The sequence below is a fragment of the Escherichia sp. WS1265 genome (assembly GCF_046487585.1).
In the GTDB taxonomy this organism is placed as follows: domain Bacteria; phylum Pseudomonadota; class Gammaproteobacteria; order Enterobacterales; family Enterobacteriaceae; genus Escherichia; species Escherichia coli.
On sequence record NZ_JBJQJE010000013.1, the window covers coordinates 61,828 to 74,429 of the forward strand.

Here is a 12,602-nt window from a genome sequence, read left to right on the forward strand (position 1 = left end):
TAGCCCTGCCTGATGACCTTTCACAACCTTCTGCGTGAATCCAGCACGCAAAATTGAGAAAAAATTTATTGCCGAACCAGTCTTGTGGTCGATGGGACAAAATCGCTATTACTGCGCCACGGGTTAATGTCCAGACCGCCACGACGGGTATAACGTGCGTAAACGCTCAATTTCTCTGGCTGGCAGAAGCGTAACAGGTCATTAAAGATGCGTTCCACGCACTGTTCGTGGAACTCGTTGTGATGGCGGAAAGAGACCAGGTAACGCAGCAGTTTTTCTCTGTCAATTTGGCGTCCACGATACTGAATTTGGATCGAACCCCAATCTGGTTGATGGGTGATCAGGCAGTTTGATTTCAGCAGGTGGCTGACAAGCGTCTCTTCCACTACTTTTTCACCACTGGTGGCATTCTCCAGATAGTCAGTAGTGAATTCATAGTTATCGATAGTGATATCCTGGTCATCAATGCAAGTGCCATTGAAATGACCTATCGGCTGGCCTTCCAGTTCATCAAGACGATATAACGCCACGCTAACATTACCCTGAGCGCAAGTGCTTAAGTCGCGCTCCAGCGTCTGGCGCACCTCATCCCAGTTATTAAAACGCGTCTGGTTAAAACTGTTGAGATAGAGCTTAAAACTCTTCGACTCAATCAGATTTGCGCTGGTGTAATCAAGTTCAACGTGACCGACGGCGACCTGCGGCAAACCTTTCGCATTCAGCCAGGAAAGTTCATACAGCGTCCAGATATCCGTACCGTGAAAAGGCAGGTTATCCGCTTTCAGATCCAGCGGATCGCGATTCAGACTACGCGGAACGCCTTGTAGCAGGCTGGCGTCATAGGTATCCCGGTAATCGGTTGATTTTCCAAGAGTCAGGCCCGCAAGTGCCTGATGGTTTGCATAAGAAGACATGTTTCACCGTCATAAACCAGATAAACTAAACGACAAGTGTATCTGGTTTAAGTGAAGAGAGAAATTAGTGGACGATTTGACCGCACAAGCCCTGAAAGATTTTACTGCACGCTACTGCGATGCGTGGCATGAAGAGCATAAAAGCTGGCCGTTGAGTGAGGAACTGTACGGCGTTCCTTCACCGTGCATTATTTCAACCACCGAAGACGCCGTATACTGGCAACCCCAGCCGTTTACCGGAGAACAAAATGTAAACGCGGTTGAACGCGCTTTTGATATTGTGATACAACCCACAATTCATACCTTTTATACGACTCAGTTTGCCGGGGATATGCATGCGCAGTTTGGCGATATCAAACTGACATTGCTACAAACCTGGAGTGAAGACGACTTCCGTCGGGTGCAGGAAAATCTGATTGGTCATCTGGTGACTCAGAAAAGGCTAAAACTGCCGCCCACGCTATTTATCGCGACGCTGGAAGAAGAGTTAGAGGTGATCTCGGTGTGTAATCTCTCCGGTGAAGTGTGCAAAGAGACGCTGGGAACACGTAAACGGACGCATTTAGCCTCAAATCTTGCGGAATTCCTTAATCAACTTAAGCCTCTTCTGTAATCCAAATACCCCATCTGGTTGTGAGAGATCTCTTACAGACTCTGTAGGAGATCGCCAGGAAATAAGCGAATACTTAAAAAGATAAGAATCGTTATTTTCATTTAAAATCAATATATTGCTTGTCAATTCTTAACTTTCATATGAAATTTTCCTTAAGGCATTGTCTGTAAGCGCCTTGTAAGACTTCGCGAAAAAGACGATTCTATCTTCGTCGACAGGGAGTCAGACAACGAAGTGAACATCAGGATGATGACACTTCTGAAGGACACACCAGGATGGTGTTTCAGGGAAAGGCTTCTGGATGAAGCGAAGAGGATGACGCAGGACGCGTTAAAGGACACCTCCAGGATGGAGAATGAGAACCGGTCAGGATGATTCGGTGGGTCAGGAAGGCCAGGGACACTTCAGGATGAAGTATCACATCGGGGTGGTGTGAGCAGGAAGCAATAGTTCAGGATGAACGATTGGCCGCAAGGCCAGAGGAAAAGTTGTCAAGGATGAGCAGGGAGCAACAAAAGTAGCTGGAATGCTGCGAAACGAACCGGGAGCACTGTGAATACAGTGCTCCCTTTTTTTATTCCTGCTATCCTTCGCGGCAGTTTTTCTTATTGAGGTTGCTTTATGACCACTCATGACCGCGTTCGTCTCCAGTTGCAGGCGCTTGAAGCGTTACTGCGTGAACATCAGCACTGGCGAAACGATGAACCCCAGCCGCATCAATTTAACAGTACCCAACCGTTCTTTATGGACACCATGGAACCACTGGAGTGGTTGCAGTGGGTGCTTATTCCGCGAATGCACGATTTGTTAGATAACAACCAGCCGTTACCGGGCGCTTTTGCCGTTGCTCCCTATTATGAAATGGCGCTGGCGACGGACCATCCGCAACGCGCGCTTATTCTGGCTGAGCTGGAAAAACTGGATGCTCTTTTTGCGGATGATGCGAGCTAATGCTGGAAATACTCTATCAGGATGAATGGCTGGTTGCGGTAAATAAACCCTCCGGCTGGCTGGTTCACCGCAGCTGGCTGGATCGCGACGAGAAAGTAGTGGTCATGCAAACCGTGCGTGACCAGATAGGACAGCATGTTTTTACTGCTCATCGTCTGGACCGACCCACTTCTGGTGTGTTGTTGATGGGATTATCCAGCGAGGCCGGACGGCTGCTGGCACAACAGTTTGAACAGCACCAAATCCAGAAACGTTACCATGCGATTGTGCGCGGCTGGTTGATGGAAGAAGCGGTGCTGGATTATCCACTGGTGGAAGAACTGGACAAAATCGCTGATAAATTTGCCCGCGAAGATAAAGGCCCGCAGCCAGCAGTGACGCATTACCGCGGTCTGGCGACCGTAGAAATGCCGGTAGCGACCGGACGTTACCCGACCACGCGCTACGGCCTGGTGGAACTGGAGCCGAAAACCGGACGCAAACATCAGCTTCGCCGACATCTTGCCCATTTGCGCCACCCGATTATTGGCGATAGCAAACATGGCGATTTACGCCAGAATCGCAGCGGTGCTGAACATTTTGGTCTTCAGCGGTTAATGCTGCATGCCAGTCAGTTGTCATTGACGCATCCTTTTACTGGCGAGCCGCTGACTATTCACGCGGGCCTGGACGACACCTGGATGCAGGCGTTATCACAATTTGGCTGGCGCGGTCTGCTTCCTGAAAATGAAAGGGTTGAGTTCAGTGCGCCATCGGGTCAGGATGGAGAGATAAGTTCCTAATCCAGGGAGAAAACGGTATGGCGGAAATTGGTATTTTTGTCGGCACCATGTACGGAAATTCGCTGTTAGTGGCGGAAGAAGCAGAAGCAATTCTGACCGCACAGGGCCACAAAGCAACGGTATTTGAAGATCCTGAATTAAGCGACTGGCTGCCCTATCAGGATAAGTATGTTCTGGTGGTTACGTCCACGACCGGGCAGGGCGACCTTCCTGATAGCATTGTGCCGCTCTTTCAGGGAATCAAAGATAGTCTGGGCTTCCAGCCGAATCTGCGTTATGGCGTGATTGCGCTCGGCGACAGCAGTTATGTGAATTTCTGCAATGGCGGCAAACAGTTCGATGCCTTGTTGCAGGAACAGAGCGCTCAGCGGGTTGGCGAAATGCTGTTGATTGACGCCAGTGAGAACCCGGAACCGGAAACGGAATCAAATCCGTGGGTCGAACATTGGGGCACGCTGTTGTCCTGATATGTTCAGCGAGCGGTAAATGCCGTTTTAGCGGTGCTGAATCGAATCTTTTCAGGCAAATGCCAGTAAAAACTGCTTCATAGCGCGGATTTTTACTGGCGTTTGCCTGGAGTCAAGCGATCCATTTCATACTCTTCTTTATTTCTTCGTTTTAACCCTTCCTTTCTTGTTTTTGTTTTCATTTCCGTGAAGTGGATTCCACCGTCCAGGGCTAATGCCAAAATCGGGCCTCATTGAACGCATTAATGTTGTGTTGTTGCACGGTGAGCCGCTATGGCGCGCTTTTTATACTGCTATTGCCAGATATAAACACGCGCCGTATTCGGCGAACGACCTATAAAAACGGCAAAAAACACCCTACGTCACCTCTGATTTCCTGGCGATGTCGCAGTCCAGAGTGAGCGTGGCTAACGCGAATTTTCAGGAGTGCAACAATGAGTTCTTTAAGTCAGGCTGCGAGCAGTGTGGAAAAACGCACGAATGCTCGTTACTGGATAGTGGTGATGTTGTTTATCGTCACATCCTTCAACTACGGCGACCGCGCTACGCTCTCTATCGCCGGTTCGGAAATGGCCAAAGATATCGGCCTTGATCCTGTGGGAATGGGCTATGTGTTCTCTGCTTTCTCATGGGCTTATGTTATCGGGCAGATCCCTGGTGGCTGGTTGCTGGACCGTTTTGGTTCAAAACGCGTCTACTTCTGGTCGATCTTTATCTGGTCGATGTTTACCTTGCTGCAAGGCTTCGTCGATATTTTTAGTGGATTCGGCATTATCGTTGCCCTGTTTACGCTGCGCTTCCTGGTCGGGCTTGCTGAAGCGCCATCTTTCCCCGGTAACAGTCGCATTGTAGCGGCCTGGTTTCCGGCGCAGGAAAGGGGAACGGCGGTGTCGATTTTTAACTCCGCTCAATACTTCGCAACGGTGATCTTCGCGCCGATTATGGGCTGGCTGACGCATGAAGTGGGCTGGTCACACGTCTTTTTCTTTATGGGCGGTCTGGGCATTGTCATCAGCTTTATCTGGTTGAAAGTCATCCACGAGCCAAATCAACATCCGGGTGTAAATCAGAAAGAGCTGGAGTACATCGCTGCGGGTGGCGCGCTGATCAATATGGATCAGCAAAACACCAAAGTTAAAGTACCGTTCAGCGTGAAGTGGGGGCAGATCAAACAGCTGCTCGGGTCACGGATGATGATCGGCGTTTATATCGGTCAGTACTGTATCAACGCCCTGACTTACTTCTTTATTACCTGGTTCCCGGTTTATCTGGTGCAGGCGCGCGGGATGTCGATTCTTAAAGCGGGCTTTGTGGCTTCCGTTCCGGCGGTTTGCGGTTTTATCGGCGGTGTGCTGGGTGGGATTATTTCCGACTGGCTGATGCGCCGCACGGGATCGCTGAACATTGCGCGTAAAACACCGATCGTAATGGGCATGTTGCTGTCGATGGTGATGGTGTTCTGCAACTACGTCAACGTTGAGTGGATGATCATCGGCTTTATGGCGCTGGCCTTCTTCGGTAAGGGTATCGGGGCGCTGGGTTGGGCAGTAATGGCAGATACCGCGCCAAAAGAGATCAGCGGTCTTTCCGGTGGCCTGTTCAACATGTTCGGTAACATTTCTGGCATCGTCACGCCAATCGCAATTGGTTATATCGTTGGCACGACTGGCTCCTTTAATGGGGCGCTGATTTATGTTGGTGTTCATGCCTTAATCGCGGTACTGAGCTACCTGGTGCTGGTGGGCGATATCAAGCGTATCGAGCTGAAACCTGTCGCGGGGCAATAAGATGACGACACAATCCAGTCCTGTTATTACTGATATGAAAGTCATTCCGGTCGCCGGGCACGATAGCATGTTGCTTAATATTGGTGGGGCGCATAACGCATATTTCACTCGCAATATTGTGGTACTCACCGATAACGCCGGGCATACCGGCATTGGTGAAGCGCCAGGCGGAGAGGTGATTTATCAGACGCTTGTCGATGCTATTCCGATGGTTCTGGGCCAGGAAGTTGCGCGCCTGAATAAAGTGGTCCAGCAGGTGCATAAAGGTAATCAGGCCGCCGATTTTGATACCTTCGGTAAAGGGGCCTGGACCTTTGAATTACGCGTTAACGCCGTGGCGGCGCTGGAAGCCGCCTTGCTTGACCTGCTAGGTAAGGCGCTGAATGTTCCGGTCTGCGAACTGTTAGGGCCAGGTAAGCAACGCGAGGCTATTACCGTCCTCGGTTATCTGTTTTATATCGGTGATCGGACCAAAACCGATCTTCCTTATCTGGAAAATACGCTGGGCAACCATGAGTGGTATCAGTTGCGCCATCAGAAAGCGATGAACAGCGAAGCCGTTGTGCGTCTGGCGGAAGCCTCACAGGATCGCTACGGCTTTAAAGATTTCAAACTTAAGGGCGGCGTGTTACCTGGCGAGCAAGAAATCGACACTGTTCGTGCATTGAAGAAACGCTTCCCGGATGCGCGGATTACCGTTGATCCCAACGGTGCATGGCTGCTTGATGAAGCCATTTCTTTGTGCAAAGGGCTGAATGATGTTCTTACCTATGCCGAAGATCCATGCGGCGCAGAACAGGGCTTCTCCGGACGTGAAGTGATGGCGGAGTTTCGGCGGACGACCGGCTTGCCCGTCGCGACTAACATGATCGCCACCAACTGGCGCGAAATGGGCCATGCGGTAATGCTCAATGCGGTGGATATTCCACTTGCCGATCCGCATTTCTGGACGCTTTCCGGTGCAGTCCGCGTGGCGCAGCTTTGCGACGACTGGGGGCTGACCTGGGGCTGCCATTCCAATAACCACTTTGATATCTCTCTGGCGATGTTTACCCATGTGGGCGCGGCGGCACCGGGTAATCCCACCGCTATCGATACCCACTGGATTTGGCAGGAGGGCGATTGTCGCCTGACCCGAAATCCGCTGGAGATTAAAAACGGAAAAATTGCCGTTCCTGATGCGCCCGGTCTGGGCGTGGAACTGGACTGGGAACAGGTACAAAAGGCACATGAGGCCTATAAACGTCTGCCTGGCGGTGCGCGTAACGACGCAGGCCCGATGCAGTACCTGATCCCCGGCTGGACCTTTGACCGTAAACGTCCCGTTTTCGGCCGTCATTGATTCTGAAAAAGGACATAAATATGAGTTCTCAATTTACGACGCCTGTTGTTACTGAAATGCAGGTCATCCCGGTGGCGGGCCATGACAGTATGCTGATGAATCTGAGTGGTGCACACGCACCGTTCTTCACGCGTAATATTGTGATTATCAAAGATAATTCTGGTCACACCGGGGTAGGGGAAATTCCCGGCGGCGAGAAAATCCGTAAAACGCTGGAAGATGCGATTCCGCTAGTGGTGGGTAAAACGCTGGGTGAATACAAAAACGTTCTGACGCTGGTGCGTAATACATTTGCCGATCGTGATGCCGGCGGGCGCGGTTTGCAGACATTTGATTTGCGGACCACTATTCATGTGGTTACCGGGATAGAAGCGGCAATGCTGGATCTGCTGGGGCAGCATCTGGGGGTTAACGTGGCATCCCTGCTGGGCGATGGTCAACAGCGTAGCGAAGTCGAAATGCTCGGTTATCTGTTCTTCGTCGGTAATCGCAAAGCCACACCGCTGCCGTATCAAAGCCAGCCGGATGATAAATGTGACTGGTATCGCCTGCGTCACGAAGAAGCGATGACGCCGGATGCGGTGGTGCGCCTGGCGGAAGCGGCATATGAAAAATATGGCTTCAACGATTTCAAACTGAAGGGCGGTGTACTGGCCGGGGAAGAAGAAGCAGAATCTATTGTGGCACTGGCGCAACGCTTCCCACAGGCGCGTATTACCCTCGATCCTAACGGTGCCTGGTCGCTGAACGAAGCGATTAAAATTGGTAAATACCTGAAAGATTCGCTGGCTTATGCAGAAGATCCGTGTGGTGCGGAGCAAGGTTTCTCCGGGCGTGAAGTGATGGCAGAGTTCCGTCGCGCAACTGGCCTGCCGACCGCAACCAATATGATCGCCACCGACTGGCGGCAGATGGGCCATACGCTCTCCCTGCAATCCGTTGATATCCCGCTGGCGGATCCGCATTTCTGGACGATGCAAGGTTCGGTACGTGTGGCGCAAATGTGCCATGAATTTGGCCTGACCTGGGGTTCACACTCTAACAACCACTTCGATATTTCCCTGGCGATGTTTACCCATGTAGCCGCTGCTGCACCGGGTAAAATTACTGCTATTGATACGCACTGGATCTGGCAGGAAGGCAATCAGCGTCTGACCAAAGAACCGTTTGAGATCAAAGGCGGGCTGGTTCAGGTGCCGCAAAAACCAGGATTGGGCGTAGAAATCGATATGGATCAGGTGATGAAAGCCCACGAGCTGTATCAGAAACATGGGCTTGGCGCGCGTGACGATGCGATGGGAATGCAGTACCTGATTCCTGGCTGGACGTTCGATAACAAGCGTCCGTGCATGGTGCGTTAAGACAGAAAACCAAAACCGGCTCTGTCAGGAGCCGGTTTGAGTCTGATGCCAAACGCAAAATTGCCTGTTGCGCTACGTATCAGGCCTACATTATTTTTTTAATTCATTGAATTTAATTGGTGTTTATGCCGAATAAGGCGTTAACGCCGCATCCGGCATAAACACAGGCACCTTGTCACCAGTCTGAAACCAGCGTCATAAAAAGCCGATTGCTACTCGGCAAGACGGTCCATTACCCTAGAATTTTGCTGGCTTCGCGCGCTACATTATCCATCTCGTCTAACAGTTCCAGCAGCTCCGGCTCCAAATCTTCTTCTTTAGTACCGCTACGTAGCTGTTGTTCGATCAGCTGGCAGAGATTCTTCATACGCGGCACACCGCTATAGCCGCAACTGCCATGCAGTTTATGAATCAAATCAACCAGGCCTTCCGGGTTTTCTCCAACCAGCTGTTCCTCAACTTTGTTGCGAACTTCAGGCAGGAAATCGAGTAACATTTGCAGCATATCGCGCGCTAAATCGGTTTTTCCTGCTGCCTGGCGTAGTGCCAGTTGCCAGTCGAGGGTCGCATTCGGGTTCACCACAATTTCGTTGACTTCGGGCGTCACGACGCGAGAGGAAATACCGCTGCCAGGCTTGTAGCGCAACAACAAATTATGCAATCGCTCTTCTTCAATCGGTTTCGCCAGATAATCGCTCATCCCTGCGCCAAGCAGCTTCTCTTTTTGCCCGGCCATTGCATGCGCCGTTACCGCGATAACTGGCGTTTGTTGCTGATGGGGGAGCTGGTGGATGAGTTCGCAGGCCCGAATGCCGTCCATGTCCGGCATTTGAATATCCATTAAAATCAAATCGAACGGCATCTGTTTCGCCCGTTCAACCGCCTGATGCCCGCTATCGCAAAGTTCCACATGTTGCACCATATCTTCCAGCAATGCGCCGATAAGTTTCAGGTTAGCGGGGTTGTCATCAACCGCCATGACTGTCATTGCCAGCTTACTTTCATCGGTTACAGGCAAAAGCGTGTTTTGTTTGTGATGACAAAATTCCGTCAGGGCAGGTAACAGGCGCGTAGGTGTTAATGGTTTCAGCAGACACGCGCCGATACCATCTTGCTTAAGTTTTTCAGCATTGACTTGTGCATGGCAAGGAAGTGCCAGCATGAGAAAATCGGTCATCGATACTGCTTTCGCTAATCGCTCATGTTGCATTGTTAGCGGCTCGCGGAAGGTCACCGCGATGCCTAACAACATCATGTCGTAATGCGCGGGAGGCAGCGCGGAGAACGTTGGGCTATAAACCACTTCCAGCGGCGTTTCACTTAAAATATCCAGCGTGCATTGCGCTGCTGCGGAGTTTGGTTCGACATAGGCCAGGCGCTTGCCGGCGAGGCACTGGGTGGATGGCCCTTCGATAATAATGTTCGGGTTCAGATCGAGATTAATGTGGAACCAGAAAGTTGAACCGCGATTCGGCTGGCTATGGAACGAAATATCGCCGCCCATTTCATTAACCAGTTTTTGTGTAATCACCAGCCCCAGCCCGGTGCCACCATGACGGCGGGAAATACTGGCATCAGCCTGTCGGAAGGCCTGGAATAAGCGCGATTGATCGCGTTCAGGAATACCAATGCCGGTATCCCGAATCTGCACTTCAATCTGCACTTTGGTATTACTCAGCGCACGTTTTTCTACCAGAATATCAATGTTGCCATTCTCGGTGAATTTAATTGCATTCCCCACCAGGTTAGTGATGATTTGCTGTAATCGTAGAGGGTCGCCGATAACGTTATCAGGCACGTCGCTTTTAATATTGAGCGTCAGTTCCAGCCCTTTATCGTGAGAAGAATGTGCCAGCAGGGTAACGACTTCATCCAGCGTGCTGCGTAGTGGGAATGGAATACTTTCCAGAATCAGCTTACCTGCTTCCAGTTTCGAGAAGTCGAGAACATCATTAATAATTGCCAGCAAATTATTTGCCGAACGTTCAATCGTATTCAGGTGATCGCGCTGCGTTGGTGTTAATTCTGTTTTCAGCGTCAGGCGGGTAAAGCCAATAACACCATTCAGTGGTGTACGCAGCTCGTGTGACATATTTGCCAGAAACTCGGATTTAATACGCGCCGCTTCCTGGGCGCGCTTTTTCGCCAGATCCAACTCAACGTTCTGAATTTCCATCTGCTCCAGCGTTTCACGCAGATCGGACGTCGCCTGGTCGATATTGTGCTGCATCTCTTCGTGATAAGCAGCCAGCGACATTGCCATTGAGTTGATACCGTTTTTCAGCATATCCAGCTCGCCGAGCATAAATCCTTCCACCCGGCTGTCGAGTTGCCCGCGACGGATGCGGTCGACGGTATTCACCATATTGCGAATCGGACCGGTTACATCGCGCATTAAGCGCCAGCCAAAAATAAGCGCAATACCGATACAAAACAGCATCATCACGCTGGAAATAAAGATCTCTTTATATTGCTGCAAGCGAACCGATTTAAGATCCAGCTCAAGCGCAATATATCCCAACATATTTTGACTATTTTTGGCATCGCTACTGGGCGATTCGTCGGGGGAGTAATTCTCAGAAATAATCGGTGTGCGGAGGATCATAATATCGCCGTCACGAGTGACAGTGAGCTGGCGAGGAAACGGCACGTTGCTGCCGAGCTGCATTGATGAGGGATCAAGATGAAAATTGGAGGTGACAAAGAGTCGGTTATTTTCATCATAAACCGAAATCGCGCGAACAATATCGGAATGGCGACGATGCAGTACGCTTATTAACTGACCGATAGATTCGCGATTTTGCAGGCTCATGCCATATTCAGTAGAAACTGCAAGCGGCTCAATAATGCTGGCTCCGGCATCTTCCAGTTGACGCTGCAAGTCGTTATAGCGATGCACAACGAAAAAGATACTCAGCAATAAACCAATAAGGACGGTCGGTGCCAGGATCAGAATCATCATGCGTGCGCGCAGGCTGTAGTTGGTCATGGAGTTCCGTTATGGGACAATTAAGGTCACACTGTTAAATTGAGAAAGTCTCGCCAATGGCGCAATTCTACTCTGCAAAACGACGCACGACGACGCGTCAGATCATAACTGTTTCAGTCAACGACCTCGACTCTTTTGGTCAGGGCGTGGCACGACATAACGGCAAAGCGTTATTTATTCCTGGATTACTGCCACAGGAAAACGCGGAAGTTACTGTTACTGAAGATAAAAAACAATACGCCCGCGCTAAAGTCGTGCGCCGGTTAAGCGATAGCCCGGAACGCGAAACGCCACGCTGCCCTCATTTTGGCGTATGCGGCGGCTGTCAGCAACAACACGCCAGCGAGGATTTACAGCAGCGAAGCAAAAGTGCGGCACTCGCCCGATTAATGAAACACGAAGTCTCTGAAGTGATCGCCGATGTTCCCTGGGGCTATCGCCGTCGCGCGCGTTTAAGTTTGAACTACTTACCGAAAACACAGCAACTTCAGATGGGCTTTCGCAAAGCGGGCTCCAGTGACATTGTCGACGTTAAACAATGCCCCATTTTAGTGCCCCAACTTGAAGCATTACTGCCCAAAGTCAGGGCATGCCTGGGCAGCTTACAAGCTATGCGCCATCTTGGTCATGTTGAACTGGTACAGGCAACCAGCGGCACGCTGATGATTTTGCGCCATACCGCACCGCTAAGTTCGGCAGATCGCGAAAAACTGGAACGCTTTTCGCATTCTGAAGGCCTGGATCTGTATCTCGCCCCCGATAGTGAGATACTCGAAACCGTCTCTGGTGAGATGCCCTGGTATGACTCAAATGGGTTGCGCTTAACTTTTAGCCCGCGCGATTTTATTCAGGTCAATGCGGGTGTGAACCAAAAAATGGTAGCGCGTGCGTTGGAATGGCTGGATGTACAACCTGAAGATCGCGTACTGGATCTGTTCTGCGGTATGGGCAACTTTACACTGCCATTGGCGACACAAGCTGCCAGTGTGGTGGGAGTAGAAGGTGTTCCGGCGCTGGTGGAAAAAGGCCAGCAGAATGCGCGTCTTAATGGCTTACACAATGTGACGTTTTATCACGAAAATCTTGAAGAAGATGTCACAAAGCAGCCGTGGGCGAAAAACGGCTTCGATAAAGTGTTGCTGGACCCGGCGCGAGCAGGTGCCGCAGGTGTTATGCAGCAAATTATAAAACTGGAACCTATTCGTATAGTTTATGTATCCTGTAACCCTGCAACGCTGGCTCGGGATAGCGAAGCGTTATTAAAAGCAGGATATACCATTGCGCGACTGGCGATGCTGGATATGTTCCCACACACGGGACATCTGGAATCGATGGTACTTTTCTCGCGCGTTAAATAGTTACGATTTGCCGATTTCGGCAGGTCTGGTCCCTAAAG

Annotated in this window: 10 protein-coding genes; 8 read left to right on the plus strand and 2 right to left on the minus strand. The window is 50.7% G+C overall.

The window, feature by feature from the left end; all coding sequences use genetic code 11:
• Nucleotides 1-65: 65 nt before the first annotated feature.
• Nucleotides 66-914: an NADPH-dependent 7-cyano-7-deazaguanine reductase QueF gene (gene queF, locus ACJHX3_RS14210; RefSeq protein ID WP_094308504.1), complete on the minus strand. Its 849-nt coding sequence runs from the start codon at nucleotides 912-914 to the stop codon at nucleotides 66-68.
• A 67-nt stretch (nucleotides 915-981) separates the two neighbouring features.
• Here queF and syd point away from each other — a divergent pair, with 67 nt between their 5' ends.
• The 7 genes from syd (at nucleotide 982) to gudD (ending at nucleotide 8,217) form a co-directional block, all read left to right on the plus strand.
• Nucleotides 982-1,527 (plus strand): SecY-interacting protein, encoded by a 546-nt coding sequence (gene syd, locus ACJHX3_RS14215; protein WP_000342431.1) that lies wholly within the window; start codon nucleotides 982-984, stop codon nucleotides 1,525-1,527.
• Nucleotides 1,528-2,148: 621 nt separating this feature from the next.
• Nucleotides 2,149-2,478, plus strand: a complete 330-nt coding sequence (locus ACJHX3_RS14220) for a YqcC family protein (protein ID WP_000206991.1) — start codon at nucleotides 2,149-2,151, stop codon at nucleotides 2,476-2,478.
• Nucleotides 2,478-3,260 carry a tRNA pseudouridine(65) synthase TruC gene (truC, locus tag ACJHX3_RS14225; RefSeq protein WP_000890001.1) on the plus strand — a complete coding sequence of 261 codons (783 nt, stop codon included), beginning with the start codon at nucleotides 2,478-2,480 and terminating at the stop codon, nucleotides 3,258-3,260. Before ACJHX3_RS14220 ends, truC begins: the two co-directional genes overlap by 1 nt.
• 17 nt (nucleotides 3,261-3,277) lie before the next feature.
• The gene (locus ACJHX3_RS14230; protein WP_000807751.1) at nucleotides 3,278-3,727 is read left to right on the plus strand and encodes a flavodoxin; all 450 of its coding nucleotides are present in this window, start codon (nucleotides 3,278-3,280) and stop codon (nucleotides 3,725-3,727) included.
• 434 nt (nucleotides 3,728-4,161) lie between these two features.
• Nucleotides 4,162-5,514 carry a galactarate/glucarate/glycerate transporter GudP gene (gene gudP / locus ACJHX3_RS14235; protein ID WP_000097082.1) on the plus strand — a complete coding sequence of 451 codons (1,353 nt, stop codon included), beginning with the start codon at nucleotides 4,162-4,164 and terminating at the stop codon, nucleotides 5,512-5,514.
• A 1-nt stretch (nucleotide 5,515) separates the two neighbouring features.
• The gene (locus ACJHX3_RS14240) at nucleotides 5,516-6,856 is read left to right on the plus strand and encodes an enolase C-terminal domain-like protein (RefSeq protein ID WP_094308503.1); all 1,341 of its coding nucleotides are present in this window, start codon (nucleotides 5,516-5,518) and stop codon (nucleotides 6,854-6,856) included.
• A gap of 20 nt (nucleotides 6,857-6,876) precedes the next feature.
• Entirely contained in the window at nucleotides 6,877-8,217 is a 1,341-nt protein-coding gene (gene gudD, locus ACJHX3_RS14245) for a glucarate dehydratase (RefSeq protein WP_094321850.1), read from the plus strand.
• Between the two features lie 232 nt (nucleotides 8,218-8,449).
• Here gudD and barA read toward each other — a convergent pair whose 3' ends face one another.
• A complete protein-coding gene (barA, locus tag ACJHX3_RS14250; protein ID WP_094308502.1) occupies nucleotides 8,450-11,206 on the minus strand; it encodes a two-component sensor histidine kinase BarA in 2,757 nt (918 codons plus the stop codon).
• 56 nt (nucleotides 11,207-11,262) lie between these two features.
• On the opposite strand from barA, the gene rlmD reads away from it, so the two are divergent.
• Complete coding sequence (gene rlmD / locus ACJHX3_RS14255) at nucleotides 11,263-12,564, plus strand: 23S rRNA (uracil(1939)-C(5))-methyltransferase RlmD (protein WP_000046780.1); 1,302 nt, start codon at nucleotides 11,263-11,265, stop codon at nucleotides 12,562-12,564.
• Nucleotides 12,565-12,602 lie beyond the last annotated feature (38 nt).

What these genes read in the sequence shown, in the direction of transcription:
- queF (WP_094308504.1), bottom strand. Translation starts at nt 914, where the DNA reads ATGTCTTCTTATGCAAACCATCAGGCACTTGCGGGCCTGACTCTTGGA.
- ACJHX3_RS14220 (WP_000206991.1), top strand. Translation starts at nt 2,149, where the DNA reads ATGACCACTCATGACCGCGTTCGTCTCCAGTTGCAGGCGCTTGAAGCG.
- truC (WP_000890001.1), top strand. Translation starts at nt 2,478, where the DNA reads ATGCTGGAAATACTCTATCAGGATGAATGGCTGGTTGCGGTAAATAAA.
- ACJHX3_RS14230 (WP_000807751.1), top strand. Translation starts at nt 3,278, where the DNA reads ATGGCGGAAATTGGTATTTTTGTCGGCACCATGTACGGAAATTCGCTG.
- gudP (WP_000097082.1), top strand. Translation starts at nt 4,162, where the DNA reads ATGAGTTCTTTAAGTCAGGCTGCGAGCAGTGTGGAAAAACGCACGAAT.
- ACJHX3_RS14240 (WP_094308503.1), top strand. Translation starts at nt 5,516, where the DNA reads ATGACGACACAATCCAGTCCTGTTATTACTGATATGAAAGTCATTCCG.
- gudD (WP_094321850.1), top strand. Translation starts at nt 6,877, where the DNA reads ATGAGTTCTCAATTTACGACGCCTGTTGTTACTGAAATGCAGGTCATC.
- barA (WP_094308502.1), bottom strand. Translation starts at nt 11,206, where the DNA reads ATGACCAACTACAGCCTGCGCGCACGCATGATGATTCTGATCCTGGCA.
- rlmD (WP_000046780.1), top strand. Translation starts at nt 11,263, where the DNA reads ATGGCGCAATTCTACTCTGCAAAACGACGCACGACGACGCGTCAGATC.